General features: G+C 72.5%; 36 protein-coding genes. 24 read left to right on the top strand and 12 right to left on the bottom strand.

The features are described 5' to 3' along the window. Positions 1-187 precede the first annotated feature (187 nt). The 21 genes from BJ982_RS38375 to BJ982_RS38280 all read left to right on the top strand — a co-directional run bounded on the left by BJ982_RS38375 (position 188) and on the right by BJ982_RS38280 (position 11,993). A complete protein-coding gene (locus BJ982_RS38375; RefSeq protein WP_184890058.1) occupies positions 188-430 on the top strand; it encodes a hypothetical protein in 243 nt (80 codons plus the stop codon). Next, complete coding sequence (locus BJ982_RS38370) at positions 430-657, top strand: hypothetical protein (RefSeq protein ID WP_184890057.1); 228 nt, start codon at positions 430-432, stop codon at positions 655-657. The genes BJ982_RS38375 and BJ982_RS38370 overlap by 1 nt, the downstream gene beginning before the upstream one ends. Next, positions 657-1,118 carry a hypothetical protein gene (locus BJ982_RS38365; protein WP_184890055.1) on the top strand — a complete coding sequence of 154 codons (462 nt, stop codon included), beginning with the start codon at positions 657-659 and terminating at the stop codon, positions 1,116-1,118. The genes BJ982_RS38370 and BJ982_RS38365 overlap by 1 nt, the downstream gene beginning before the upstream one ends. Next, positions 1,115-2,155, top strand: coding sequence for a hypothetical protein (locus BJ982_RS38360; RefSeq protein ID WP_184890053.1), 1,041 nt, complete (start codon positions 1,115-1,117; stop codon positions 2,153-2,155). Before BJ982_RS38365 ends, BJ982_RS38360 begins: the two co-directional genes overlap by 4 nt. Then, positions 2,155-2,355, top strand: a complete 201-nt coding sequence (locus BJ982_RS38355) for a hypothetical protein (protein ID WP_184890051.1) — start codon at positions 2,155-2,157, stop codon at positions 2,353-2,355. The genes BJ982_RS38360 and BJ982_RS38355 overlap by 1 nt, the downstream gene beginning before the upstream one ends. Beyond that, on the top strand, positions 2,355-2,717 hold the full coding sequence (locus BJ982_RS38350) for a hypothetical protein (protein ID WP_184890049.1): 363 nt from the start codon (positions 2,355-2,357) through the stop codon (positions 2,715-2,717). Before BJ982_RS38355 ends, BJ982_RS38350 begins: the two co-directional genes overlap by 1 nt. Then, the gene (locus tag BJ982_RS38345) at positions 2,714-2,998 is read left to right on the top strand and encodes a hypothetical protein (protein ID WP_184890047.1); all 285 of its coding nucleotides are present in this window, start codon (positions 2,714-2,716) and stop codon (positions 2,996-2,998) included. The genes BJ982_RS38350 and BJ982_RS38345 overlap by 4 nt, the downstream gene beginning before the upstream one ends. Further along, positions 2,995-3,423 carry a hypothetical protein gene (locus BJ982_RS38340; RefSeq protein WP_184890045.1) on the top strand — a complete coding sequence of 143 codons (429 nt, stop codon included), beginning with the start codon at positions 2,995-2,997 and terminating at the stop codon, positions 3,421-3,423. Before BJ982_RS38345 ends, BJ982_RS38340 begins: the two co-directional genes overlap by 4 nt. Continuing rightward, the gene (locus BJ982_RS38335; RefSeq protein ID WP_184890043.1) at positions 3,416-3,784 is read left to right on the top strand and encodes a TraA-like protein; all 369 of its coding nucleotides are present in this window, start codon (positions 3,416-3,418) and stop codon (positions 3,782-3,784) included. The genes BJ982_RS38340 and BJ982_RS38335 overlap by 8 nt, the downstream gene beginning before the upstream one ends. Positions 3,785-3,840: 56 nt before the next feature. Beyond that, positions 3,841-5,838, top strand: coding sequence for a hypothetical protein (locus BJ982_RS38330; protein WP_184890041.1), 1,998 nt, complete (start codon positions 3,841-3,843; stop codon positions 5,836-5,838). Positions 5,839-6,245: 407 nt separating this feature from the next. Further along, on the top strand, positions 6,246-6,566 hold the full coding sequence (locus tag BJ982_RS38325; RefSeq protein ID WP_184890039.1) for a hypothetical protein: 321 nt from the start codon (positions 6,246-6,248) through the stop codon (positions 6,564-6,566). A 35-nt stretch (positions 6,567-6,601) separates the two neighbouring features. Further along, on the top strand, positions 6,602-7,099 hold the full coding sequence (locus tag BJ982_RS38320) for a Pycsar system effector family protein (RefSeq protein WP_184890037.1): 498 nt from the start codon (positions 6,602-6,604) through the stop codon (positions 7,097-7,099). Positions 7,100-7,131: 32 nt separating this feature from the next. After that, positions 7,132-7,599: a Pycsar system effector family protein gene (locus BJ982_RS38315; RefSeq protein WP_184890035.1), complete on the top strand. Its 468-nt coding sequence runs from the start codon at positions 7,132-7,134 to the stop codon at positions 7,597-7,599. A gap of 32 nt (positions 7,600-7,631) precedes the next feature. Then, positions 7,632-8,099 carry a Pycsar system effector family protein gene (locus BJ982_RS38310; RefSeq protein ID WP_184890035.1) on the top strand — a complete coding sequence of 156 codons (468 nt, stop codon included), beginning with the start codon at positions 7,632-7,634 and terminating at the stop codon, positions 8,097-8,099. Between the two features lie 32 nt (positions 8,100-8,131). Beyond that, positions 8,132-8,413: a hypothetical protein gene (locus tag BJ982_RS38305; RefSeq protein ID WP_184890033.1), complete on the top strand. Its 282-nt coding sequence runs from the start codon at positions 8,132-8,134 to the stop codon at positions 8,411-8,413. Between the two features lie 138 nt (positions 8,414-8,551). Continuing rightward, positions 8,552-8,749 (top strand): hypothetical protein, encoded by a 198-nt coding sequence (locus BJ982_RS38300; RefSeq protein WP_184890031.1) that lies wholly within the window; start codon positions 8,552-8,554, stop codon positions 8,747-8,749. Positions 8,750-8,778: 29 nt separating this feature from the next. Continuing rightward, entirely contained in the window at positions 8,779-9,471 is a 693-nt protein-coding gene (locus BJ982_RS38295) for an NUDIX domain-containing protein (RefSeq protein WP_184890030.1), read from the top strand. After that, on the top strand, positions 9,468-9,590 hold the full coding sequence (locus BJ982_RS40170; RefSeq protein ID WP_260414798.1) for a hypothetical protein: 123 nt from the start codon (positions 9,468-9,470) through the stop codon (positions 9,588-9,590). The genes BJ982_RS38295 and BJ982_RS40170 overlap by 4 nt, the downstream gene beginning before the upstream one ends. 270 nt (positions 9,591-9,860) lie before the next feature. Beyond that, on the top strand, positions 9,861-10,691 hold the full coding sequence (locus BJ982_RS38290; RefSeq protein ID WP_184890028.1) for a ParA family protein: 831 nt from the start codon (positions 9,861-9,863) through the stop codon (positions 10,689-10,691). Further along, a complete protein-coding gene (locus tag BJ982_RS38285; RefSeq protein WP_184890027.1) occupies positions 10,688-10,972 on the top strand; it encodes a hypothetical protein in 285 nt (94 codons plus the stop codon). Before BJ982_RS38290 ends, BJ982_RS38285 begins: the two co-directional genes overlap by 4 nt. Positions 10,973-11,147: 175 nt before the next feature. Beyond that, positions 11,148-11,993 (top strand): hypothetical protein, encoded by an 846-nt coding sequence (locus BJ982_RS38280; RefSeq protein WP_184890025.1) that lies wholly within the window; start codon positions 11,148-11,150, stop codon positions 11,991-11,993. A gap of 519 nt (positions 11,994-12,512) precedes the next feature. Here BJ982_RS38280 and BJ982_RS38275 read toward each other — a convergent pair. The 7 genes from BJ982_RS38275 to BJ982_RS38245 all read right to left on the bottom strand — a co-directional run bounded on the left by BJ982_RS38275 (position 12,513) and on the right by BJ982_RS38245 (position 16,698). Continuing rightward, positions 12,513-12,674 carry a hypothetical protein gene (locus BJ982_RS38275; RefSeq protein WP_184890023.1) on the bottom strand — a complete coding sequence of 54 codons (162 nt, stop codon included), beginning with the start codon at positions 12,672-12,674 and terminating at the stop codon, positions 12,513-12,515. A 306-nt stretch (positions 12,675-12,980) separates the two neighbouring features. After that, positions 12,981-13,310, bottom strand: coding sequence for a DUF6225 family protein (locus tag BJ982_RS38270; RefSeq protein WP_184890021.1), 330 nt, complete (start codon positions 13,308-13,310; stop codon positions 12,981-12,983). Between the two features lie 47 nt (positions 13,311-13,357). After that, positions 13,358-13,579, bottom strand: coding sequence for a hypothetical protein (locus tag BJ982_RS38265; RefSeq protein WP_184890019.1), 222 nt, complete (start codon positions 13,577-13,579; stop codon positions 13,358-13,360). After that, positions 13,576-14,118, bottom strand: a complete 543-nt coding sequence (locus BJ982_RS38260; RefSeq protein WP_184890017.1) for a hypothetical protein — start codon at positions 14,116-14,118, stop codon at positions 13,576-13,578. Before BJ982_RS38260 ends, BJ982_RS38265 begins: the two co-directional genes overlap by 4 nt. Before the next feature lie 262 nt (positions 14,119-14,380). Next, on the bottom strand, positions 14,381-14,806 hold the full coding sequence (locus tag BJ982_RS38255) for a hypothetical protein (RefSeq protein ID WP_184890015.1): 426 nt from the start codon (positions 14,804-14,806) through the stop codon (positions 14,381-14,383). A 525-nt stretch (positions 14,807-15,331) separates the two neighbouring features. After that, a complete protein-coding gene (locus tag BJ982_RS38250) occupies positions 15,332-15,649 on the bottom strand; it encodes a hypothetical protein (protein WP_184890013.1) in 318 nt (105 codons plus the stop codon). Then, positions 15,646-16,698, bottom strand: coding sequence for a tyrosine-type recombinase/integrase (locus tag BJ982_RS38245; protein ID WP_184890011.1), 1,053 nt, complete (start codon positions 16,696-16,698; stop codon positions 15,646-15,648). The genes BJ982_RS38250 and BJ982_RS38245 overlap by 4 nt, the downstream gene beginning before the upstream one ends. 963 nt (positions 16,699-17,661) lie before the next feature. Here BJ982_RS38245 and BJ982_RS38240 point away from each other — a divergent pair. After that, entirely contained in the window at positions 17,662-18,198 is a 537-nt protein-coding gene (locus BJ982_RS38240; RefSeq protein ID WP_184890009.1) for a hypothetical protein, read from the top strand. A 45-nt stretch (positions 18,199-18,243) separates the two neighbouring features. Continuing rightward, positions 18,244-18,972 (top strand): SpoIIE family protein phosphatase, encoded by a 729-nt coding sequence (locus BJ982_RS38235; RefSeq protein ID WP_203959519.1) that lies wholly within the window; start codon positions 18,244-18,246, stop codon positions 18,970-18,972. Between the two features lie 489 nt (positions 18,973-19,461). On the opposite strand, the gene BJ982_RS38230 is transcribed toward BJ982_RS38235, so the two are convergent. Continuing rightward, a complete protein-coding gene (locus tag BJ982_RS38230; RefSeq protein ID WP_184890007.1) occupies positions 19,462-20,334 on the bottom strand; it encodes a hypothetical protein in 873 nt (290 codons plus the stop codon). Between the two features lie 127 nt (positions 20,335-20,461). Beyond that, complete coding sequence (locus BJ982_RS38225) at positions 20,462-20,653, bottom strand: helix-turn-helix transcriptional regulator (protein WP_184890006.1); 192 nt, start codon at positions 20,651-20,653, stop codon at positions 20,462-20,464. 98 nt (positions 20,654-20,751) lie between these two features. On the opposite strand from BJ982_RS38225, the gene BJ982_RS38220 reads away from it, so the two are divergent. Next, complete coding sequence (locus BJ982_RS38220) at positions 20,752-21,642, top strand: helix-turn-helix domain-containing protein (protein ID WP_184890004.1); 891 nt, start codon at positions 20,752-20,754, stop codon at positions 21,640-21,642. Positions 21,643-21,931: 289 nt separating this feature from the next. Here the strand turns inward: BJ982_RS38220 and BJ982_RS38215 are convergent, their stop codons facing one another. From BJ982_RS38215 to BJ982_RS38205, 3 genes are all read right to left on the bottom strand, one after another. Beyond that, positions 21,932-22,225: a helix-turn-helix domain-containing protein gene (locus BJ982_RS38215; protein WP_184890002.1), complete on the bottom strand. Its 294-nt coding sequence runs from the start codon at positions 22,223-22,225 to the stop codon at positions 21,932-21,934. Positions 22,226-22,993: 768 nt separating this feature from the next. Then, positions 22,994-24,373, bottom strand: coding sequence for a hypothetical protein (locus tag BJ982_RS38210; protein ID WP_184890000.1), 1,380 nt, complete (start codon positions 24,371-24,373; stop codon positions 22,994-22,996). Between the two features lie 390 nt (positions 24,374-24,763). Then, positions 24,764-25,507, bottom strand: a 744-nt coding sequence (locus BJ982_RS38205; RefSeq protein WP_184889998.1) for a GntR family transcriptional regulator, incomplete at its 5' end; no start/stop codon positions are given.

Here is a 25,507-nt window from a genome sequence, read left to right as displayed (position 1 = left end):
CGGCCGTCAGTGGTGTCGCTCATGTGATCCACCTTAGTACCCCTGTTGGTCTGTTTACAGAGTGGCCTCTTTGTGTTCTCATATCTCTGTCAACAGACCAACAGAGTGTTGGTCTGGCAAAGAGGCCCTGGCGGGCTGCTTCCCTCCAGGGCCTCGATCGGACAGACCAGATTGGAGCTGGTGCCCGATGTCCACCATCATCCCGTTCCCGTCGCTGCGGCGGGGACGCCCCCCTCTCGATGTGGGCCCGTTGGCCTACGTGCTGGCCAGGATGGAGCCCGATCTGCGGGAGCTGATCCTGCCGGGCGAGTCGTGGGAGGAGCTCATGACGCGCCGCCAGGCCGAGGCCGACATCCTCGACGAGCTGCTGGCGGAGTACGCCGAGCAGGCCGCCGAGGCCGGCGAGTTCGCCGAGGCGGTGAGCGGCTGATGACGCACACGCAGATGTTCGTCGTGTTGACGGTGTCCGCCCCCGCCGACGACGAGGTCCGCCAGCTCACGATCGCGCGGACCGTCTCGGTTTCCGCCGGCGCCACGCGCGCCGAGCTCTACACCTGGGCGCGCAACCAGTGCCCGCCGGCGTTCGCGGACGCCAACGTGCTGTTCTTCTCGGCCGAGCCCAACCTCATCGCGCTGCCCGGGGCGGTGAGCCGTTGATGAGCGAGCCGAACACGATCCCGTACTCGCACTCCCTTAAGGCGCTGGATCTGCTGGACAGCGCGGCGGGCGTGAACTGTTACACCGCACGTGGCCCCGGGTGGGTCGATGACGGCGTGACGGCGGTGCGGGATGCGCAGGTGGCCACCGGTCACGCGCTGTTGGCCGTCTGCGAGGAGCTGGCGGGGGTTCGCGCCGAGCTGGCGGCGCTGGCCGAGGACCGCGAGGCGTCCTCGCGGCAGGTCGAGCGGGTCATCGTCGCGCTGGAGCGGCTGGCCGCGCGCCGCCAGGAGGACGACGACGCGGCCACGACCGCGGTTCTGGGCGTGGTGGCCGAGGTGACGCAGCCGCTGGCCGACATCGCCGCCGCGGTGGAGGCGCTGGTCTCGGCGGTCGATGAGCGGACCTCTGCGGCCGATGAGCAGGGTTCGCGGCGCCGCTGGTGGCGGTGGGGCCGATGAGCATCACCGCGATCCCCTCCCCTGAGCCCGGCCCGGACGACGTCGCTCGCGGCGTGGCCGAGGTCGAGCGGTACCTCGCCGGCCACGCGCCCGCGTCGTCGTCGACCGTCCCGGCCGCCGAGGTGGTCGAGCTGGTGGGCGAGACCAAGCGGGTGCGTGAGCTGCGCGCCGAGGTCGCCGAGGCGCACCGCCTGGTGGAGCTGCAGGAGGACGAGGCGCCGCTGCTGGTCGACTCGCCGAAGGTGCGCAAGCGCCGCCGGGCTGCGCATGAGGCCGCGCGGTTGCATGAGCTGGCCCAGGACCCGGCGGCGCGGGCATGGCAGGCCGCGCGGACGCGCCGGGTGCTGGTGGCCGTGGCGATGGTCGTGCTGACCCTGGCGCTGGGCTGGTCGACGGCCGGGGTGCACGCCTTCGCCTCCGAGGGTGCCCCGCAGTGGTCGCCGGGTTGGGTGCTGGCCTGGTTCGTCGAGCCGTTCCTGTCGCTGGGGCTGTTGTTCGTGGTCGGGGCCCGCACTTACATGGCCACCCAGGGCCAGCCCATCGTCTCGCCGGTCCTGGTGCGGATCGAGGTCGTGCTGCTGGCGCTCACGCTCGGCATGAACGCCTGGCCGCACCTGCCCGGCGTCGCCGAGGAGTTCGCCCTCACCCCGCTGGTGCTGCATCTGCTCGGCCCGATCGTGGCGGTCATCATCGTGACCGCTCTGCCGATCGTGCTGGCCGCCTTTCACGGCCTGGACCACGACCGGCGCCCCCTCCTCCACCCTGCTCTCCACGGTGACGGCGACGCCTCGCCGCAGGCCTCCCGGCGTGGCTCTGTCGCGGTCGCTGACCTGCGATGGAGGACCCCGGAGGAGTCCCCCTCCTCCGAGTCCGCCCGGGGGCGCACCGCTGAGGAGCACCGTGCGGAGCTGCACCGGCTGATCGCTTCGGGGGATCTGCCGGCGCGGCCGTCCGCTCGCGCCATCCAGAACGCGCTGCGCTGCCGGGAGGACCTGTCTCGCGTGCTGCGTGACGAGCTGCGCGGCGGGGGTGCGTGATGACCGACACCGACCGCCTGGCGCTGCTGGCCGCCGAGCACGCCGCGCTGTTGGCCGCCGCTCGCGCAGTGTTCGCGGCGATCGAGTTGGAGGAGATCGACCCGCTGGGGTACCTGCGTGACCACCTGGCCGAGCGCGGGCAGCTCCCCGTCGACGGGGCGCGGCCTTCGCAGATCCTGGCCGCGGGCGGGGGCGTGTGATGGCCCGCGCGACCACCATCACCGCTCCGGCCGCTCCGGCCGCCGAGGCCGCCGCCGTGGCGGTGCGGCACCGCCCGCAGATCGGGCGCGGGATCGACGCCTACGGCCGCAGGTCCTACCGGTTCACCTGCCCGTGCGGAGCCGCCGGCGCCGAGCAGGCCGCGCGGCGTATGGCCCAGTGGGACCACGACCGGCACATTGCCGAGCTGCCGGAGGTTCCGGCCGCCCGGCGGTGCCGTGACCCTCGGCGGCACGGCTGCCTGGCCTGGGAGCCGTGCCGGACGTGCGAGGACCAGCTCCCGCTGTTCGAGGTGGCCGAGCTGGTCGACGGGCTGGTCGAGGCGACGGGAGCGGGGTCGTGACCGCGCGTCGCCGCACCAGCCGCGCCGCCGCCGGCCGTCGTACGACCGGCCGGGCCCGGCGCCGCTCGGAGTCGCTGATCGGCCACCTGATCGGCATGGCCCTGGTGTCGTTCCTGGTCTACGCGGCCCTGGACCGGTTCACCCCGGCCGCCGACGCCCTGGCGATGTGGTGTTCGGGCCTGGCCGCCGGCCTCGCCGCCCTGCCCGCCTGGACGCGGATGCGTCACCGCGTGGCCTCGACCATCTCCCCCGCCCCCGCCACCCGCCGGAGTACCCGATGACCGTCCACGACCACGACCGTGACGGCGACCGTGACGGCGACCGTGACCGGTGTGACCCGCCGGTGGTCTACGTCATCACCGACATGGACCAGCCCACCACCGCCCCGACCAGCACCGCCCCGGCCGCTTCCCCGGCGGCCGGGACCGGGGACGGCGACCCCTACGCCGCGCTGTGGGCGGCCTTGCAGCCGGTCATGGCCATGACCGCCGTCGCCGCCTCCCTGCTCGGCGTCACCGCCCTGGCGTTCGGGCTGCTGCTGGGCTGGCCGCCGGCCGTGCTCGGCGTCGCCGCCGTGCTCGCGCTCCCGGCGCTGGTGGTGCTGGTCGACCTGGCCGGCGCGCGGGCGGGCTGGCCGCCGCTGGCCTGGACCGCCGCCCGCATCGTCGCCTCCCACCGATCCCGCAAGGAGAGCCCTCGTGGCTGACCCCACCAACAGCCGCCGGATCCCGGAGCTGTCCACCATCGAGATCAACTCCACCAGCGCGCTGAAGAAGTACGTGGACGAGTCGCGCCGCCTGGCCCGCGACTTCTCGGTCGAGCTGGAGTGGGGCGCCGAGGAGATCACCGCCGTGCTCACCGCCACCGGCAAGGGCAACCCGTGGCTGATGGGCGTGGACGTCAAGTGGCGGGCCCGCCGGGTCGCCGCCCGCGCCCGCCGCGCCGCCGAACTCCAGCGCGGCGCCGCCGTGGAGCTGGTCCGCCTGTGGCAGGACTTCGTCATCCAGTTCGCCCCCGCGCTGGAGCAGCACCACAAGACCGCCAAGACCTTCGACTTCGACACCTGACCTGCTGTTGGTTTCCGCCTCGCCTCCGCCCTCTTTGACCTGGGAGAACCCTTCCGATGGCTCGCCACAGCAAGACCACCGCCCCCGTCCGGGCCGTCCACAGCGGCACGGTGATCCATGACCACTACGCGGCCCACCTGATCGGCAAGGGCCTGCAGCGGGCCGCCCCGCACACCGTGCCGTGGATCCTGGGCGGCGGGATGATCCCGGCCGCTGCGCTCACCCACGCCTGGTGGGGCACCCCCGGCGCGCTGCCGTGGGCCTCGGCCGCCCTGGCGCTGTCCGGCGCCGCGCTGACCGGGGTCACCTGGGCCGTCTCCCGCTACCGGCACATGCTGGGCCGGGTGCAGTCCACCGGCACCACCGCGGTGGCCTCGGGGTGGCTGCTGGCCGCGACGATCACCGGGCCGACCGCGCGGCCGACGATCGACATCGGCATGTGGCTGGGCGGCACCCTGGCTGCGGCGTGGAACATCCGCAACGTGGTGCGCCCCAACGAGGCCGCCGAGGCCGAGGCCCCGGCCACGGGGGCGGGGTTGTTCAAGCGGCTGCTGGTCGGCACCGCCGAGAAGGCCGGGCTGGAGATCGGCGTCTCGGGTGTGCGCGCCGAGGAGCACCGCATCACCGGCACCGTGGAGCTGGCCGAAGGCGACACCGTGGAGCACCTGCAGCGCGCGATCCCCGCCATGGAGGCCGCCGGCCGCCTGCCCTCGGGAACGCTGGTCGCCACCCCCAACCCCCACGACGCCGGAGCGCCCACGGTGACGGCGTCCAACCCGCTGCTTTTGGAGAACCCCGTCCCCTGGCCGGGGCCGTCCCGGGCGGGCCGCTCGGTGGCCGAGCCGCTGCGCCTGGCGCTGTTCCAGGACGGCGAGATGGCGCAGGTGAGCATCGTCGGCTCGCACTTGCAGATCATGGGCATGACCGGGTCGGCCAAGACGACCGCCGGAGCGTGGGGCTACTGGGGCGAGCTGATCACCCGCCCGGATGTGGCGCTGCTGGTCATCGACATCACCAAGGGCGAGCAGAGCATCGGCGCGGCCCGGCCCGCGCTGCACCGGGTCGAGACCACCAAGGCTGGCGCCACCAAGCTACTGGCCGACCTGGAGGGCATCTTGGCGGCGCGGCTGGACCACCTGGCCGCCAAGGGCCTGCCCAAGTGGGCGCCGGGCTGCGGGTTGTCCTACATCGTGCTGTGGATCGAAGAGGCCGCCGACGTCTTCGAGCACGTCGACATGGCCAAGTTCATCAACCTGGCTCGCATGCTGCGCAGCGCGGGCGGCTCGATCGTCTGGTCGCTTCAGCGGGCCGACCACACCCAGATGCCCACCATCGTCAAGGGCCAGGGCGGCGCCTACCTGTGCTTCGGCGTCGCCAACAGCCACGACGCCGGATGGGGCATCTCCGATGAGCAGGAGGCCGCCGGCGCCAAGCCTCAGCAGTGGAAGCAGACCCGCCCCGGCATGGCCTACGGCGACATGCCCGGCATCCCGCCAGAGAAGATCGCCATGCCGATGCGGTTCTTCGACTGGGGCACCGACGACCAGGCCCGGGTGCGCAACTTCCGCGCCCACTGCGCCGCCCACCCCGCCACCGGCCGCCCCCTGGACGCCATCACCGCCCGCATCTGCCCCACCCCCGGCGCCCCGGCCGGCAAGACCGCGGCACCGCCCGCCCGCGACACCGACGACCTGGAGGTGAGCGGCGTGGCCCGCGAGTACGTCACCCCACACAGCGAACTCGACGGCGCCGACGCCACCACGCCGCCGGTCGACCCCGACGCGCCGCTGGCCGATGTCGCCGACGTCCCCCTCGGCGACGTCGACGCGCCCAAGCTCAGCCCCGACCAGGCCCGCCAGGCCCTGGACCAGGCCATCGCCGCGTTCGCCGACGGCCGCCCCTTCGCCCCGCGGGACCTGGGCCACGTCCTTGCGGCCACCGGCCGCAGCCGCCACTGGATCCAGAAGGCGCTGCGCGACCGCGTCGACGGCGGCCTGCTGGAGCACGACCCCGACGCCGGCACCTACCGGGTGCGGTCCCTCGCCCACGCCTGACCAAGATCACCCCCGGGCGGGCGGGAGCGCACCGCGATCGCGGAGCAGCGCATGCGAGGGGCCAGGGGGTGAGATCTCGCGACGGGACTACAGGTCAGCGGCCGTATCACCCGCGATTCTCACCCCCTCTCACCCCCGGTTCTCACCGGGTTCTCACCCCGCCTCTCACCTCCGCGCACCGCCCGCTCTCACCCCCAGACGATCAGATCTCACCCCAAACCACGCGAAAGGATCACGGATGGCAACACCGGACTTTCACACCCAGGCGTTCGCCCGCTGCCTGCTCACCATCGGCCAGGCCCTCACGACCTACGGTCACGCGGACCGGCGGCCCGACCCCGCCGGTCGACCTCGATGCGCCGCCGGCCCGCACCGCCTCCGACGCCATCGGCCTGGAGGTGCGGCCGATGGACCCCGCCGAGGCCCGCGCCGTCTTCGACCAGGCCGTCACCGCCCTGGACGGCCGCCCCTTCGCCCCGCACGAACTCGGCGAGGTCCTTGCGGCCACCGGCTACACCCGCGCCTGGCTGCACAAGGTGCTGCGCGAGCGCGTCGAGGCCGGCGGCCTGGAGCACGACCGGGAGTCGGGCACCTACCGACAGACCGGCCACAGCCCTCTGCCCGACACCGCGCCCGGCCCGGACCCCGCCGCCGCGCTCGTCGAGGCGCTACGCGCCGCCGGGGTGGACCTTCAGGCCCTGCTGCGGGCCCTGCGCGACCAGTCCTGACCCCCACGTCCCCCACCACGCAGGAAGGCCCCGCCATGACCGCTCAGACCACCGCCGCGACGCCGATCGAGGTGCTGTGCTCGCTGGAGGCCGAGGCCGCCGCGGTGCGCGCCGAGCTGGCCCGCACCGACAGCAAGGCCGCGATGCTGCTGGGATTCGCCGGCACCGGCTTCTCGCTGCTGGCCGCGATCGGCGCCGCCGTCACCACCCGCCTGCCCCTGCTCGCCCAAGGCGGGCTGTGGGGCACGGTGGCGCTGCTGGCCGCCGCGGTCGCGGTGCTGCTGGCTGTAATCCGCCCGTCCCTGCCCCGCGACGGCGGGACGGGCTTCGTCGCCCACGCCGCCCTCACCGCCGAGCAGCTGCTGGAGGTCCTGGGCCGCGAGCAGGCCGCTCCCGGCCGCCAGGCCGCCGACGTCGTGCGCCTGTCGGTCATCGCGCTGGCCAAGTACCGGCGCATCCGCACCGCCACCCACCTGATGTACGCCGCGCTCGCCGTCCTGGTCGCCACCCTGCCCGCCGGCGTCCTGGCCTGACCCCGCCCGATCCCACCGAAAGGACACAGACCATGCCCACCACGCCCGCCGCTCGCCGTTCCCTCGCCCGGACGCTCGGCCTCAACCGGCCCTTCACCGCCCTGACCCTGACGGCGCTCGCCGTGCTGGTCATCGCCACCGCCGCCGAGGCCGACGCGCTGTACGGGGTCGCCTGCGTCCTGGCCCTGCTCGCCCAAGGCGGGCTGTGGGGCACGGTGGCGCTGCTGGCCGCCGCGGTCGCGGTGCTGCTGGCTGTAATCCGCCCGTCCCTGCCCCGCGACGGCGGGACGGGCTTCGTCGCCCACGCCGCCCTCACCGCCGAGCAGCTGCTGGAGGTCCTGGGCCGCGAGCAGGCCGCTCCCGGCCGCCAGGCCGCCGACGTCGTGCGCCTGTCGGTCATCGCGCTGGCCAAGTACCGGCGCATCCGCACCGCCACCCACCTGATGTACGCCGCGCTCGCCGTCCTGGTCGCCACCCTGCCCGCCGGCGTCCTGGCCTGACCCCGCCCGATCCCACCGAAAGGACACAGACCATGCCCACCACGCCCGCCGCTCGCCGTTCCCTCGCCCGGACGCTCGGCCTCAACCGGCCCTTCACCGCCCTGACCCTGACGGCGCTCGCCGTGCTGGTCATCGCCACCGCCGCCGAGGCCGACGCGCTGTACGGGGTCGCCTGCGTCCTGGCCCTGCTCGCCCAAGGCGGGCTGTGGGGCACGGTGGCGCTGCTGGCCGCCGCGGTCGCGGTGCTGCTGGCTGTAATCCGCCCGTCCCTGCCCCGCGACGGCGGGACGGGCTTCGTCGCCCACGCCGCCCTCACCGCCGAGCAGCTGCTGGAGGTCCTGGGCCGCGAGCAGGCCGCTCCCGGCCGCCAGGCCGCCGACGTCGTGCGCCTGTCGGTCATCGCGCTGGCCAAGTACCGGCGCATCCGCACCGCCACCCACCTGATGTACGCCGCGCTCGCCGTCCTGGTCGCCACCCTGCCCGCCGGCGTCCTGGCCTGACCCCGCCCGATCCCACCGAAAGGACACAGACCATGCCCACCACGCCCGCCGCTCGCCGTTCCCTCGCCCGGACGCTCGGCCTCAACCGGCCCTTCACCGCCCTGACCCTGACGGCGCTCGCCGTGCTGGTCATCGCCACCGCCGCCGAGGCCGACGCGCTGTACGGGGTCGCCTGCGTCCTGGCCCTGCTCGCCGGGACCGTCTGGTCGCGTGAGCCCTACTGCAACGCCTGCGGCGAGGGGCTGCACGACCACCCCGACCAGACCGACTCCGCCGGCGACTCCCGCGCCGCCGCGGCCGCCGCCAGGCGCTGAGGTTGCGGGTGCCCGCCCGGCCGCGTGACCAGGCCGGGCGGGCACCCGGAGCGGCAGCTCCACCGTCCATACAGCCGAAACCCCGGGACGCGTCTCCGACCAAGAAGCTCGTCCCGGGGCCCCTTCTCAGGGAGGTCCATGATGGCCACCAGCTCCAAGGACGGCAAGTCCCCCAAGTCCCCCAAGTCCCCCAAGAGCGCCGGATTCGGCAAGTCCGGCAAGGGCTCGCCCAACGACGTCCGCACCGCCAAGGTCGGCTCCTGCCGCCGCCACCCCGGCACGCTGTCCAGCGGCTCCTGCCCGGCCTGCCAGCGCGAGAACGCCGCCAAGAAGTGACCGCCACCCCCGCCCCCGAAGGAGCTTCCGTGACCACCTACACCCATCCCGACGTCCTCACCCGCGGCGTCGCCGAGGGCTGGGCCGACCCCACCACCGACCCGGCCCGCATCGACTGGGCGCCCCGGCAGGCCGCCGCCCTGGTCCCGTTCGAGGTCGTCGACGGCCGCCCGCTCAACCCGGCCGCGCCGACCGGGATCCGCTACGGCCGGGGCGAGCTTGGGCACTGGGGAGAGCAGGTCTGCGCCGACGCCATCGCCAATCTCTACGACGAGGACGGCCACCGGTGGATCGCCATGATCCGGCGCGGGGACGGCCACGGATGGGCGATCCCCGGTGGCAAAGCGGACCCCGGCGAGGAGCCGACCGCGACGGCGATCCGCGAGCTGGCCGAGGAGACCGGGCTCGTCCTCGGGGAGCACAACGCCATCTGCATCGCGCTCCCGGCCCGTCTCGTCCCCGACCCGCGCCAGAGCGACGAGGCGTGGATGGTCACCGTGCCCGTCCGCGCGCACATGGGCACCCGCTACCGCGACCTGTTCCCCACGCTGACCGGCGCCGACGACGCCGACCGCGCCGAATGGGTGCGCGCCGACACCTTCGAGGACCTCAACGAGCACCTGGCGCTCCTCGGCGGCCGGCTGTTCGCCGCCCATCGGGAGATGCTCGCCGAGCTGCTCGCCCAGACGCTGCACTCCCCGGCCACGAAGGGATCGCGATGAGGATCCTCGTCACGCGGGCCTGGCTGGAGTGCGGCGGCTGCACGGTGCGCGTCGAAGTCGGCGTCGTCCCGGCCTCCTGGACCTGCACCCAGTGCGGGACCTTCAACACCGTGAGATAGACCCCCGCCCCCACTCGAAGGGCCCGCCGGATCCCCCGGCGGGCCCTTCGCCGTTTCCTGTGGGGAGAGAAACGGGAGACGCTGCACGTGGTCGCCCGCCACCTGCCAAAAAACGCCGCCAGGCCCCCCGCCCCGTCCGGTGGCAACCAAAGTTGCCAGCCGCTTCGCGTGCTCGTCGAGGGTGTGGCCAGGTATGACGTGCCAGCGTGCCAGCATGCCAGCGTGTTGACCTGCTGACGTGCTGGCGTGTTCCTGGCATCCTGGCACCTCATGAGCGCACAACATCCTCGCCGTGTGGTGGTGGGCAACCACAAGGGCGGGGCGGGCAAGACCGCCTACACGGTGAACACCGCCGCCGCCGTGGCCTCCTTCGGCCGTCGCGTCCTGGTGGTCGACCTCGACCCGCAGGCCAACGCCTCCCGGCGTCTGGGGTTTCGCTGGGACCCCGCCGAGCCCGTCCCCACGATCGCCGAGGCCATCAAGGCCGACGCCCGCGGCGTCGCCGCCGACGCCATCTACCCCTGCGGGTGGGAACAGGACATCGCCGAACGCATCGACCTCATTCCGGCCCGGTTCGACCTGGAGAACCGCATCTCCGAGGCGGGTGTCGTCGGCGCGGTGTGGCGCCTGCGCAAGGCCCTGGAGGACGTGGACGACGGCTACGACGTCGTCCTGCTGGACTGCCCGCCCAGCCTCGGCCACTTGACCCAGCTCGCCTTGGCCGCCGGCCACGTCGCGGTCTGCACGGTCGAACCCGAGTACGACAGCGTCGAGGGCGCGGTGCGCTTCCGCGACTTCATCGCCGAGCGGGCCGCCGACGTCGGCAACCCGGGCCTGCCGCTGATCGGCTACGTGGTCTCACGGGTGCGCGGCAACATCGGCGCGCACGCCTACCAGCTCGACGGCCTGCCGGAGCTGTTCGGCGATCGGGTGTGGACGCCATACGTCCCCGAGCGCGCCCCGGTGAAGGATGCCGGCGACGCGGCGATCCCGCTGCGGGCTCTTGGCCGCTCCAACGCCTCGGAGATGGCATTCCTCTTTGAGGAGCTGGCCAAGCGGCTTCTGGCCGAACTGGGCCGGCCTGTGACGGCAGTGGCATGACGGCCGCCAGGACGCCGAGGGCCCGGCCGGGTGCCACCTCCTCGATGCGGCTCACCCCGCAGGTAGAGCAGATCAGCACCGGGACGGCCGAACCACCATCCGAGCGTGCCAGCACGCCAGCACGCCAGCACGCCGAACCCTCCGGGGACGACTGGGTGAACTTCTCCACCTACCTGCCGCGAGACCTCCGCCGCCGCCTCAAGGCGCACTGCGCGGGCGAGGAGATCGAGCTGCGCGAGGCGGTGGCGATGGCCGTACAGGAATGGCTGGACCGCCAGTAGCGCCCTGAGCATGCCAGCACGCTGGCATGCCAACGCGCGCCCGTGGCGTGGCTTTGTCGGTGATCGGCTCGCCGGTCCCGGTGCTGTCAAAACTCGGCAATATCCGCTGCGCTTCTCACCGACATAGCCAGTGGCGGGCCCCGGTGAGGTGCCGGTCCGGGGAACAACGAGGTACATGTACCCGGGCCGTATCCGGTGGGCCGAGGTCGTCGAGCAGGCCCGGCTCGTCGTCGCCGCCTACCAGGGCGGGGTGACGCTGCGGCAGTGCTTCTACCGCCTGGCCGTCGCGGGCGTCATCCCCAACACCGCGGCGGCGTACCGCAAGCTGTCGGCCCACCTGGCCGAGGCCCGGCGCCGCGGCGACTTCCCCGACCTGATCGACGCGGTACGCGAGATCCACGCCCCGCCGGCCTACACCGATCCCGGCGAGATCCTCGCCCAGGTGCCGGAGCTGTACCGGCGCGACCGGATGGAGCACCAGCCGGTCGCGCTGTACCTGGCCGCGGAGAAGGACACGCTGCGCGCGCAGATCACCGGCTGGACCCTCGCCTACGGGCTGCCCGTCCTGGTGCTGCGCGGTTTCTCCAGCGAGACCTACGTGCGTCGGGTCCGCGACCGCGTGGCGGCCGATCCACGGCCGGCGGTGCTGGCCTACGTCGGCGACCACGACGCCAGCGGCGAGGCAATCCTCACCGACTGGCTCGCCCGCACCTGCGGTTGCTGGTCGACCGTGGAACAGATCGCCCTCACCCACGACCAGGTCCTCGGCTACGGCCTGCCCGCCGCGCCGGGCAAGGCCGGCGATCCGCGCTGGCCCGCGTTCGCCGCCCGCCACGGCCTGGACCCGGCCACCCCGGCCCAGTGGGAGGCCGAGGCCCTCGACCCCGCGCAGCTGCGCAGCCTCATCGACGCCACGATCGCCCACTGGATCGACCAGCAGGCGTGGCGGCGATCCCTCGACGCCGAGCGTCGCGACGTCGCCCGGCTGCGCCAGTTCATTCGCAGCTGGCCGCAGGCGTGATCGGGCGGCACCGGTCGTGAGGCAGGCCCCAGGCGCCCACGGGCCATAGCAATCCGTTCGCCATCATCGCCTCTGGGGCCGCGCGGCCTCGGAGAGAAAGTTCTCGACTCGGAGCGGGGTCGACGCCGCCCCGGTCCCTGAAAACCGGCACGGGGGCCGGGCCGCGAGATCGCCCGTGCGGAGCTGTGGTTGTCCCTGATCGATCCTGGATCCCGGGGCGGCCCTCGGTCGCCGGGGGACGCGCGCGGGCCGTACAGGCGATCTCAGCGCCTCGCGTCGATGCCGCGTTGCGGCGCCCCTTTTTGCCGTGTGTACGTGCCATCGCGCGCGTCTGCCCTGGAGGCGAGGGCGGCGGCCTGGTCCCGGGTCGGCGGGAGCGCGCCGGGCGGCGCCGGCCGGGACCGTCCCGAAGGGACGCACGCCCGGATCGGCTGGCCGCCGGGCGCGCGGCGTGCCGCGCGGCCGCGGGGGCCGCCGCTTGATGACCTACAAGAACAATTCGGCAATCACATCGGCGGCTCAGGAGTGGGCTTGCTCGTGGGCCTCGGCTAACCGGTTGACTGCCGAGGCGAGCGCGAGGATGGCGAACACCTTGGCTATCTCGGGGTTCTCGTACGCGAGCGACGTCGCCCTGTCCTCATGCTCGCCAGGCCCGTACATGCTGTTGATGGTGTTGCCCATAGCCGTCTCCTTCGTCGGGGGAATCATCCGAAGGCTGCCCGTGCGGTTCTTTCGGCAACCGCGGAGGCGCCCCCACCGCCGGTGGGGGCGCCCTTGATTCAGTACAGATAATTTGCATTCGATCATGAGCGCCTGGCGGTGCGAGGGCCTGCGCGCCGGGCTCGTCGACGGCGCCGCGCGGGGCGGTAGGTCGGACTTACCTACTAACTCGCTCCGCGACTGACCCTGTGAATCGGCGCGAAAAAGGGCCCCGCAGCGTGGTGCTGCGAGGCCGGTGTCCGGGCTTGTGCGGTGACGGCCGAGGGGTCAGGCAGGCGGGCGGCGGTCCTCATCGCTCGACCAGGCGTCTGGCCAGATGTGGAGGTTGGGGTTGGCGGGCCAGGCGCAGGTGATGCCGTACAGCGGATCGGGCTGGTCGGTCCCGGCGATCTCGGCGTGGCAGCCGTCCACGATGATCTGGGAGTCCTCCCCGTCGTCGTCGGTGGCCACGTACACCACGATCGGCGCGTCGTCGGCCAGGTGCGCGATCGCCGCGCGCAGCTGCCCGGCGGTCCAGGCGCGGCGGCCCCCGGCGTCGGTGACGGTCTCCCACGGCACGAGGCGCACCTGCTCGCGCGTCTGGTCGGTGTCGCTCATCTGCTCGTGCTCCCTTGCTCGGTCGGGTCGGTCTGAGGGCGGCGGGGTCACCGGCCGACCGCCTGGCGCCAGTCCTCCACGCCGTGGGCCAGGCGGATGTAGTCCTCCAGCTCCTCGGGCGGCAGGTCCTCGGCGTAGGTAGCCTCCCGCATCTGCTCGTCGTCCCCGGTGCACAACGCGCAGGCGGCGATGTGGCCGGCCATCTGGCCGAGCTCGGCGGCGGTGTAGGTCTTGCCCGCCGGGGTCAGCTGCAACGGCTCGCGGGTCATCGGGCCTCCTGGGCGGCGGCGTCGGTGGTGGCGGTGGTGAGGCGGGCCCAGCGTTCGTGGGCGGACTGGCGGGTGATGCCGACCGCCTGCCCGATGTCGGCCCACGAGTGGCCGGCCTGGCGGGCGGCGTGCACGGCGTCGGTCAGCCGGGCCTGAGCGGCGCCGGCCTCGCGGGCCTGCTCGCGTACCTGCTCCAGCGGGTCGCGGGCGTCGGCGGCGTGGCCGCTCCACTCGGCGCGCATCGCCGCCTGGAGTTCCTCGGCGGCGTCGCCGTACCGGTCGACGTCGGGCACGAACACCTGGTGACGGTCCGGGGCGTGCTCGCCGGCGGTGGCGACGCGCCGCCACAGCGGGCCGCGCCACCCGCACTCACACGCCGCCTGCCAGCCGATCGCGGTCCGGCCGTCAACGCCTTTCTCCAGCCGGTCATCCGGGCCGCGCACCATGGCTCCGCCACCGCTGGACCCGACCGACAGCCGGCCGTCGGGGAAGACCGCGGGGCCCCACCCCTCGTGCCCCTCGATAGTGCCCCACCCCATCGGCTCCCCTTCCTCCCAGACGCACGTCAGGGTTCCCTGACACATCCACTATGTCAGGGAACCCTGACGCGCGCAAGCGGAACCGGGAAACACCCCCGGAGAACGACCTCTGACCTGGGCAAACGCGGAATTGTATGTGTCAATGTCCCTTATCACATAAGATCATCGGCGTTTCCGCAGGTCAGAGCCCTAGAGAGGGGGTCGCGCGCGCGTGCGCGCGCGTAGGGGTGTCGCGAAAGTCGTGAAACCCGTGCCGGACGTCTCACTGGCCGCGTGCCCACCGCTCCCCGTCAGACACCTCGCGCTCCAGCAGCGCGCCGAGGCGGGTCTGGGCGGTGGAACGCGGGACGCCCATCGCCTCGGCGAGCTGGCCATGGGAGCCGTCAAGGTCGCGGTGCCAGCGCACCGCCGCGTCCCGAAGCCCCTCCAGCCTGGGCAGAATGCGCTGCTCCAGAGCGCGGATCAGCCCACGCAGCTCCGCCTGACGGTCCTCGGTCTCCTCCGCCCCGCTCGGCGCCTGGCGTTCCAGGCGTGCCAGCAGGAGCAGCCCCCAGGCCGCCGCGTGGGTGATCTCACTGGCGTCACGGAGGCGACGGCGCCCGACCTCCTCGGCCTCGGCGGCGGTCATGGTGGTCTGGAGGTGGACGAGGTATCCGTCGTCGCTGGGTTCGATGGTCTCGGATGGCATGCCCTCACTGTACGGAAATCCGTACACCGGGGAGGGTGAACGTCGAAACGTCCCTCGCGCGACCGCGTGTAGAGGCGTCCCGAAAGTCCCGAAATTCCCCCGCGCAGGCGCGCGGGAGTGCCTCACGAAACCCACGAAACCCTCCCCGTCCTGGCGCGCTCCTCCACCTCGAGGCCGAGGTTTCGCCAGTTTCGCCAGGAGACCAACGCGCGCGGGCGCGCCGGGCCAGCTGTGCCGGTCAAGGGGTCCTGGTCAAGCGGAAACCCCTCGCACACGCGCGTAGGCGTGTCGGAAAACTCCTATGCGGCGCCACCTGCGCGGGCGGCCAGGTAGTCCGGTGGTCGTGCCTGGGTCTGCATCCGGCAAGACGGCGGCGTGTCCCGAGGGGCCGCCGCCCGGCCTGGCGGTAATTGCGCGTGCGCGCCTACGCGCCTAGGCGCGCAGGTACGCGCGTACCCGCGCACGCAGGTACGCGCCTAAGAATGTAGGTGGTTGCCTATGCATGGACCTAGGTCCGCGTCCGGGTCACCAGGCGGGCAGCTGCTGCGGGGCCAGGCCGGGGGCGGGGGCGTCGAACAGGTCGAGCTGCCCATCGGGCGGGGGCTGGTGGAGCTTCAGGCAGCGGCGGCAGGTCACCTCGCCGTGGTCGGGGTGGGCCGCGCCGGGGTCCCAGCCGCTGACGCCGACCATGCACGCCGGGCCCGGCATCAGGTGGCCGCCGAGCCAGCGGGTCATGGCGACCTGGTGGACGATGCCGCTGGAGCGCACCCGCAGGTGCGCCCCGCCGGCGTAGGCGGCGCGGGCGGCGGCCGCGATGTCGGCCAGCGCCTCGAAGGGAGTCACAGGCCGACCCCGCGCATCGGGTTGTCGCGCCACTTGTCGGCGGCGCGGATATAGCCGTGCACGACCGGGGACTTCTCCGACCACCGGCCGTGCCGGGCGATCGCCGAGACCGGCGCCCCGGCCTTGGCGGCGGCGGTGGCGCCGCCGGCGCGCAGCGAGTGGGCGGTGTAGGTCTCGGCGCCGGGCAGCCCGGCCCGGACGGCGGCGCGGCGGACGATGAGGTTGAGCCCGTGCCCGCTGATCCGCGCGGCGGCCTTGCCCGATGCCCCGGGGGTGGCGGTGGTGATGCGGCCGTGCCGGTCGATGCCGCGCAGCAGGGGGCCGGCGGTGACGCCGAGCTTCGCCAGGGCGGTGGTCCATGCCTGCACCACGCGGACGGGGCAGGTGTCGGGGTGGGAGCCGTAGGGCAGCGGGACGACCTCGCCGATGGCGTCCTGGTCGGTCTTGGAGGCCCGGATGAGCACTTCCAGGCCCTCGACGGTCGGGGCCAGGTCCTCGATGTCGAGGGCGGCCAGCTCGCTGCGGCGGCCCATCAGCGCGAAGCCGAGCACCAGGGCGGCGCGGTCGCGCAGCCCGGCCAGCGTGGTGGGGTCGCAGGCGTCGACCATGGCGCGCAGGTCGTCCAGGACGGCGGGCGGGGCCTTGCGGGCGCGGGTCCCGGCGGCGGCGCGTTCCTTGCGGTAGGCGCGCAGCGCCAGGCGGGCGCCCTCGGCGTTGAGCAGGAGGCCAGCCTTCTTGTGGCGGGACTGCACGCACGCCAGCGCCCGCTCGATGGTGGAGGGCGCCGGGAGGGTGCCGCGGGCGGTCGGGGTGGCGGCCAGGTGGGTGACGTACTCGGTGAGGGTCTCGGCGGTCGCCGGGAGCGGGGTGCGGCCGGCGGCGGCGCACCAGGCGGTGAAGGCCGCCCAGTCGCGGGCGTAGGCGCGGCCGGTGTTGGCGGCCAGACCGGCGGCCAGGCGCTCGCGGGCGGCCGGGCTCAGCTCCCGATCGGCGGGCCTATCGTCGGCCGGGGCGAGGCCGCCGGGGGGAAGCGGGGCGAGTTCGGTCATCCGCGACGTCCTTTCCATGCCGGGCGAAACCCTCGATCTTGGGTTGCGATAAGGCATGTTATCGAAACCCAGAACGAGCCGACACGACACCACACCGACCGACACCAGCCGACACCGCCCCATGACTCACCCGCTCGGGGTCGCGTCCGGCGAACCCGCCCATCGAACGCCTTCCGCTCATCCTCCTGGAGCGGGTCCAGCAGCCGGCGGCGACATGCGAGGGACCTTCTTGCAGCAGGGCTGACATCTGTGAACGCCGGGCCTACCAGGGCATTCACCTGTCAAAGACCCCGCTGATAGCCTGGGCGAGCTTAGGTGCAGTGCACCTAAGCGGCACGCGAAACGCGCAAAGGGCCCCGACCGGCCTGGTAACCAAGATCGGGACCCCCCTTTTGCGGTCTTGCCTTACTGCGGGCTCAGGGAAGTGGTCGTCACCACCACCTGGGCCCGCGGCTGCCGTTCATCCTCCAGTCCAAGAGGATCAGCAGGGCCCTGACGATCACGGGCCACCAACCTCCTCCGTCCCGGCCTGGCTGCTTACGGCTCCGCCGGCGCTTGCCGCTCATGTACCGCTCCTCCGCCCCTCCGTGGTTTGAGTGGGGGCTCAACCGGCGGGGCTACCCGGTCGACCCCCGCGCGGAGGGCCGACGACCGAGCGTCCATCTCGTGGCGACAAGTACCGACAGGGAAAACGTTAGCGGGATTGCCACGCACGTTCGGAGCGCGAACGTACCGCGATCCTTCGCCCGTCCCGGCACCCGCCAGGCCGTCACCCCCGGCCGCGACGGCGAGCGTGACGCCCAGACCGCCGCGGTGCTCTGCTGACCGCCGTGACGGCCTGACGGGCCGCCCGCGCGGCGAACACGGCGGCCCGGCCGGCGGGCGGGAAGGATGCGGAGACGTCCGCCGCTCCGGGGTCACAAGCAGCGCCGGAGACGCCACACCACCGAGAGGGGCACGCCCGTGCCGAAGACGACCAGCGACCCGCACGGCTACGACCAGCGGAGCGACACCGTGCGGGTGCGCCGCCACGACGTGGAGCGGCTGCTGCTGATGTTCCGCCAGCTCGCCGCCGACCACTACGGCCACCCCGAGCACGCCCCCGGGGACCGCTGGGCGCACATGGCGGACTACGACATCTCCTTCGAGCGCCTGGCCGACGAGATCGACGCGGCCAACCGCGTGTTCTACGGCCGCAAGTGGACCGGGCCGGACTACCGGATGCGCTGCGACGCCTCGCCCGCCTACGACTGGCCCGCCGGCGCGCCCTACGACGGCGGCGAGCCCGCTGCGGTGCGGGTGGTGGAGGACCGCACCGACCACGGGACGCACTACGTCCCGGCGCCCATGGACCGCTTCCCCGAGACGCTGTGCGGGTTCGGCTTCGCCCCGCAGGAAGGACGGCCGGCGGAGGGCGAGGCCGACTGCACGCCCTGCCGCCGCGAGCTCGCCCTGCTCCGGCACCTGCAAGCGACCGCAGCGGGCCCGGCCTTGCGTTAGCCGAGCGTTAAGGCCCTCCCCGGCCGTCCTCCTACGCTGCCGGTTATGACGACCATGACGGACCACGTGAGCCTCACCGTCGGGGTGGCGACCCGACCGGGCACCATCGACCCCAGCGGGGACGCCGCTGCGGTGCGCCGCCAGGCCGACGGCGCGGTGGCGGCCGCGGTGGTCGACGGGATCGGGCACAGCCCGCAGGTGGCCGCGGTGGCGCGGATGCTCGCCGAGGTCGCCGCGCGCGTGGCCGCGCGCCGCGGACCGCTGGCCGGCCTGCTCACCGCCACCGAGCTGGTGGCCGATCCCGGCGACGACGACGAGCCCGAGCCCGACGCCGTGGCGGTGGTGGCGGCCGTGGCGGCGGGCGATGACCGGATGCGGATCGCCTGGGTGGGAGACTGCCGCGCCTCGCTGCTGGACGGCGAGGACCTGCGGCCGCTCACCGTGGATCACAACCTGGCCGAGCAACTCGCGATGTGCGGGTACGACGGCGAGCCCGTCCGGCGGGCCGCCCACTGGGTACGCACCAGCGTGGCCACCGCCGCGGTGGCCACCGTCGCCGAGGCGTGGGTGCGCGCTCCCGCGCTGGTGGTGCTCACCTCCGACGGCGTGCACGACCAGACACCGCACCAGCTCATGACCGCGCTGGCCGTGCGGCACCGGGCCGACCCGCAGGCCCTGGCCGACGCCCTCACCGCGGCCGCCGCGGCCGGCCTCGACGGCCAGCGCGACGACGCCACCGCCGTGGTGCTCCACCTGCCCGACCCGGCGCGCTGACCCGCCGCCCGGGCGGCCCAGGGGCGTTCATGACCTGGCCGCGCCGGGCCGGTCTTCATGACCTGTCCGCGGGGGCGGTCCGATGGGTCGGCCACGCGGGGGCACCCTCATGGGTGCGTCCATGAGGTCGACGACGCCCCGATGCCGTCCATGAGGTCGCGGGGGTTGCATGGGGTGCCGGGGTCGCATGGGGTGTCTCGTCTCGTCGCGTGTCCCGCACCCGTCATCGACGCGCTCAGATCGTTTCTGAGACGGTCACGGGTCTTGATGACCTTCGGGTCCGGTGACCGCTGGTCGTCGCTCCTGCGTTCGACTCAGACGATCCCGAGCGGGTCACGCGACCAGACCGCAGGGAGGGAAGACGTTCGGGAACGCCGAACGCGCGACGTCGCCGGGGGTTTCCGGCCGACCGACGCCAACTTGAGCACGAGGGCGCCGGCCGCCAGGGGGGGTGGGGGGTCGCGCGGCGGGGTGTCCGTAGAAACCCGCTCACGACGCCGGGCTCGTGCGCGGCCGCGGCACGGCGTGGCAGGTGAAGCAAGTGCCGTCCGGGTCCAGGACGGTGCCGCACCGATTGCAGGCCGCCTGCGGCTTCCTCCTTGTCGATGACTGCTTTTGCCCGTCGCCGTCGCTCGCGCGCGCGGACGGGTACCGCGCGCTACGGAGATCAGTTTTCGCCCATGGAAGGTCCGTAGAAGAGGTGCGGTGATCTATGGAAGGTGGGCGGACATCAGGGGTGTCCGTAGAAACGGTGTCGCTGTGTCCGTAGAAACCTGTTCCTACGGACGTCTGGGTGTCCGTAGATGCGTCCGGACGGGAGGCCGATCTACGGTCCCCCTGTGTCCGTAGATCGGCCTGCTGCGGCTGGGGGGCCGGTTCACTTCTACGGTCATCAATGGTGTCCGTAGAAGATGGCTCCTCCGCGTCGTCCTGGTCGTCCTGGTCGGGGAGTGCGCTTTGGCGGCGCTTGGAGTCGGCGCGGTTGGCGGAGGCGATCTCGCCGACGAGCTTGCGGTAGGCGTCAGGGTCGGGGATCGTCACCTTCTCGTTCACCAGGTGACCGAGGATCAGCCGGTACTCATCGGACCGGCCCTTGCGGTGGTTGCCCCGCTTGACCATCTGCAGCAGCGTGACCTCGCGCGCCCACGCCAGGTAGCGGCCGGCCGTGCGGTAGGAGACTCCGCAGTCGACGGCCAGGCGCGCGACCCCGCAGTAGATGCTGGTGCCGTCGGAGTTGGCGTAGGAGCTCAGCATGAGCATCGCCAGCTTCTTCTCCCTGCCGATGCGTGCCCGCCGGACCACGTCGTTCCACTCGCCTTGTTTGGCGCCGACGTCGTCGCCGGTGTCCGTAGATGCGGCCATCAACGCGCCTTCCCCATGACCGTAGAAGCGTGGGCGGGCGTGGTTATGCTGGCGATGGTGGCCGGGCGGGTCGCCAGATACGTGGGTGAAGGGCGGTCCGGGCAGGGGCCGCCCTTCGTCGTCTCGTTCACCGGTCCTCGGCCTCCGGCGCGGCCATCCAGGCGTCCACCTCGGCGGCCCGGTAGCGCACCAGGCGCGGGCCCACGCGGATCGGCGCCGGGCCGATGCCGCGCTTCTCCCACCGCTCCAGCGTCCGCACGCACACCCCGACGCGAGCGGCCACTATCTGACGCGACAAATACTGTTCCACCACGGTCATGAAAACCTCAATTTCGGGTGTACGTAGAACACGATCACAGGGGTAGAGCAACCAACGTTGTGTTGTCAAGTCGCGGTATGTCGCAATACTGTTCCGCCATGGAACACAGCATGGAATGGGCGGGGCGGATCGCGCGGGACGTGGGAGAACGGGTGCAGCAGGCCCGGCGCCGGCAGCGGATGAGCGCCCAGGCGCTCGCCGACCGGTGCGCCGAACTCGGCCTGCCGATGGACCGCTCGGTCATCGCCAAGCTGGAGCGCGGCCTGCGCCAGGGCGTGAGCCTGGCCGAGGTGCTCGTCATGGCCCGCGCGCTGGAGGTCCCTCCGCTGCAACTGATGCTGCCGATCGGCCACGCGGTCACGGCCGAGGTACTGCCAGGGGTGACGGTGGACACCTGGCAGGCCGCCCAGTGGATCGAGGGCTCGGCGCCGTTCCCCACCGACCGCGGCGACGACGAGCGCGGCGTCACAAGCCCGGCCGGGGATTGGTCGCATGGCGCGGCAGCGGTGCGACTGTGGCGCGAGCACGCCACCGCGGTCGCTCTCTGGCGAGACAGGATCTGGCTGGCCGACCGCCTGCGTCAGGATGCCGCCAGGAACTGGAAGGTCGCCGACGAGCTCCGCGCCCAGCAGCACGACCCCGCCGCCAGCGAGGCCGACCGTGCCTTGGCCTCCCAGCGCATCAGCGCCGTCACCACCCGGGCCAGCGAGCTGCTCCGTCAGGCCGAGAGCTTCGAGCAACTGGCCCTGTACCACGAGGGCAAGCTGCGGGAGCTGCGCCAGCAGATGCGCCAGGCCGACATCGCCCTGCCCCTGTTGAAGGACGAACCCTTCCTGGGGCACGTGGACACCGAACCGCCGGCCTCGGAGCTGGAGCGGGTCCTTGCCCGGCGCCTGGCCGACCAGGACCGCAAACGCCACGAAGGCGGCGCCGTCGGCTGGAGAGAGAAAGACGACGAGGGCGGTGACCTCGAGCTGGAGCTGCTGTGACCGGGCCGGGAAGACGGCCGGGCGAAACGCCTGGTGGGCAGGGGTCGGGTTGTGCATGGCGGTGTCGTAACAGGTTTCTTCGTTAACGTCGCCCGGCCCTGGTGGGGGCCGGTGGGCGCATGTCGCGGCGTGCATGCCCGTGTCGTACCAACCGGCGATGGTTAACGTCTCGCTCCGATCGCTCACGCAGATCACTCACGCCCCGGAGTTCGCCCACGTTGTGGGACGGCGCCCCCTCCGGCCCGCCAGATCCTCCCCGCGGGGACAGACCAGCAGGGGGCCGGGCCGGTCAAGGGGTCTGCGGATCTGCGGGCCTGGAGGACGCCGGACGGCCGGGCTTTCGACGGGGCCGGGGGGCGAGCGGGTCGGCGCCGGGGGCGGGGAACAGCCGGCCGACCGGCGCGCCGAGCGCGCGGGCGATCGCCACCTTCGTCATGGGGCGGGGGTTGATCTGGCGGCGCTCGATCCGCGAGAGCGCCGAGGCGTGCACCCCGGTCAGCCCGGACGCCTCCAAAAGCGTGATGCCGCGGTCGCGCCGCCATTTGCGCAGGGGGTGAATGACAGGGGTGTCGGTTGCCTTCATCGCGGGGGTACCTCCAGGTTGCTTTTCGAGGCTAGAGAACCCGCGAAGATTGCGTCAATATGTGCGCTCACGGCGCACCATCCAGGCCCGGCCGACACGGTGACCGACGAGACCGGACCACGCCGGACCAGGCCGGACACCGCCGCACAAGGACGCACAAGGACGCACAGAAATCGGCCCTACTTAGCCGCACTTTGCTCTACTTGGCTGCCGTGTCACTTCGTGTTCCTAAATGTTCCCCCGGCGTCCTCTGGCATCCTCCGTCTTCCCCGGTAATCCCCCGTCATCTCTCGTCATCTCGGGGAATCTCCGACGCGAAGTGGGAAACGTTCGAGGCCGCACATGCGATGCCGTCTCGGTCTGGATGTAAGGGTTTCCGCAGGGTTCTGCAGGGGTTTTCACGGCGCGGGGAGAGACGCGGGAGCGGCTGCGCGGGGTCTCCCACCACCCCACCAAAAACGCCTCGACCAGCCGCAACGCGCATACGGCCCCGTGGCCGACGGCCGAGCGGGAATGCCTCGCTCCCGGGGAAATCGAACCTTGAAACTTGGCACGCTCTCCGGGGGCTCTCCCCCGCGCGTTCGCCACCCGCCCCCGCCGTAACACGCTCGGATGCTCGTCATGCCCCGATTCGAGCAGGGGGCCTGCCTGTCTCGCCATCTGCCTGGCGTGGTCAGGTGTGGCCAAGTGGATTGGCCACACCCGCGCGACCTGGCTAGTCGCTACTGACCCGTTCCGATCCTCCTCGCGGGCCACCCGGCCGGGGGGTCAGGCGATGGCGATCCGGTCGACCCAGCACCCGGCGCACTCGCCGTCAGCGCGTTCCCGGGCGCCCGGATGACGCGGGCAGGTGTCGGTGAGCGGCGGCGGTGCGGCGCTGAGCGGTCTTGTGGGGGCGTTAGACCCGCTGGCGGGTATCACGCGGCCCGGCGGCGGCTGATCGTCGATCACGGGGCCGTCTGAGGCCGTCTGACGGCCCTTGGTGATCTCGTGTGCGGTCTCAGCGCACGCGCTGCACCGTTGGCCGGTGTCGAGCCGTACATGGTCCTCGCACCGCACGTCCACGCAGTGGTAGCCGCGCCGGGCGAGGGTGATGGCCACGGCCGTGGCATCGGTGACCTCGGCCAGCCGGTAGCGCCAGGACTCGAAGCGCGCCGCGATCCGCGCGGCCAGCTCCCCGGGCTCGCGGTGGACCAGCTCGGCGCTCAGCACCGCCAGCACTCGGCGGCGGCCGTGCGCGGGGATGAGCGCGGCGAGCTCGGCCGGGACCGCCTGGCGGTAGACCTCGGCCGCCCGCGGGTCCGAACCGCGGCCAGGCCCCTTCCTCGGTGCCGACCTTTCGACCCTCCCGGCGTCAGCCGCTCGCGCCCGCGCGCGGCCTACCTGCACCACGCCTACGGCGGGAGGCGCATCATCTGACTCCGGAAGAGGTGACTCCTGAAGGTCTGACTCCTGTGGAGTGCGCTTCGTTGCGAGGGGTGAATGCGTCTCGTTGCGAGGGGTGAATGCGCTTGGTTGCGAGGGGTCGACGACCTGGGCGCGGCCGTGTTCGGCGTAGGCCGATGCCGCCGTGAACGCCTCCTGCGGGGTCTGCATCGGGCGGATCACCAGCCGCCCCCCGGGCCGCTCGGCCACCTGCCACAACCCGGACGCCTCCAGCTCGAACGCTCGTCGCCGGCCGGTGTCGGGGGAGGCGTGCAGCAGCTTCCCCAGGAAGCGCACCGACGCCTCGAACGTCTCGGCGTTCTCGCGCTCCAGTTCCCCCAGGCCGTACAGCCGCCAGGCGTCCGGGCTGATGGTGCCCTCCGGCCGATGGCGGCCGCCGTGGACCAGATCCAGCGTCCAGGCGGGCACGGCCGCGAACTTCTCGCCGGTCTGCGCGGGCACATGCAGCGCCATGTGCCTGACGGCGCGCTTGGCACCCCGGGGGGCAGACCGCGACAACCATGGACCGCACTCGCCGGCCGCCAGCAGCTCCCGGCGCGCGGCATCCAGGCTCTTGGGCGTCACCCCCAGGGCCTCGCCCACCCAGATCCGCCGCGCCCGCGCGGGCGCCCGGCCACCGCGCAGGCCCCGCGGCATCAGCGTCTCGTACATCGCCCACGCCGCCACGGCCAAGCCGCCGTGCACGGCAGAGCGCAGCAGCAAGGCGGGCATCTCAATGCGCCCAGACGGCCCCCACGCCGGGTCCGACTCGGGCGGACTGGTCGGCGCGGCACCCTCCCCCGTTTCGGGTGGTTCGCGGCGCTCCCTGTGTTCGCAGTCGGTCGCCTGAGTTACCGTTGATGCAACGGGCAGAGCCAACTTGGCCTCTCTCGCGTACGAAGCTCAACCCGGCCTGGTCGGCAAACTCGTCCGGGTTGAGCGGTGGACCGGCGGTCCTAGTGCCTTGCTGTGCAGGTTCTAGGGCCGCCGGTTTTGCTGTCTGGTCTTCAGATTTGCAGGTCCTGAGACCCGCCATCGTCTATCACGAACGACACTCAAGGTCGGGGAGCGTCGCCGAGAACGGTCTCAACCGAACCAGTCTGATCATCTGGATCAATCAGGGACTGGGAATCTGTAGTCGAAGGCAGCCATGTCGGCCCTGATCACAAACTTGGTGACGTCGAGAGGGCCGTCTTGGGTGTGATAGGTCCGGATGATCTCCACCACTGGTGTGCCTTCGGGGATCTGGAGATGTGACGACTCGGGTCCTGTCGGCATGCGGGCCGAAAGCTCCTCCTGGATCTCTAAGACAGGTGAGATCGCGTTGATCCTTGCGATGTGGCCCCCGGTTCCTTCGCCCGAGAGCAGTGCAGCAGACCGCGCCCCAGTCTCAAGACTGAAGTAGGAGTCGACGGATTGATTGATCACTCCGTCGATCGTGGTGACACGTCGCCGAACATGGACGGTGTCTCCCTCGGAGATTCCAGGCAGACGATCGGCCACGAAGGCGGGTGCTGGTGCCGTGTCGGTCTCCGTGGTCTGGCCTATGCTCCGCCCCTGCTTGCCGCCCTCTGCCTCCAGTAGCGGCCGGGCCTGTTCGCCTCCCCACACCGATCGGCTGTAGCGCTCTATCCCGAATCTGCGGATGCGGTGTCTTCCTCGTACGAAGTTCCCGCGACCTTGCTGGGAGATCACGAGTCCCTCCTGCTTCAGCCTCGCGAGCGCAAGCCGCACCGTGACCAGGCTGACACCGTAGGACTGGGCAAGATCCGGCAGGCCAGGCAGCTTGTCCCCTGGCTGTAGATGCCCAGACTCGATCTTGGTTCGGATGTCATCTGCAATCCGCAGCTGCCATGA

Origin of the sequence: Sphaerisporangium siamense (assembly GCF_014205275.1) — a bacterium.
Classification (GTDB): domain Bacteria; phylum Actinomycetota; class Actinomycetes; order Streptosporangiales; family Streptosporangiaceae; genus Sphaerisporangium; species Sphaerisporangium siamense.
This window is presented reverse-complemented; position numbering and strand designations above follow the sequence as displayed.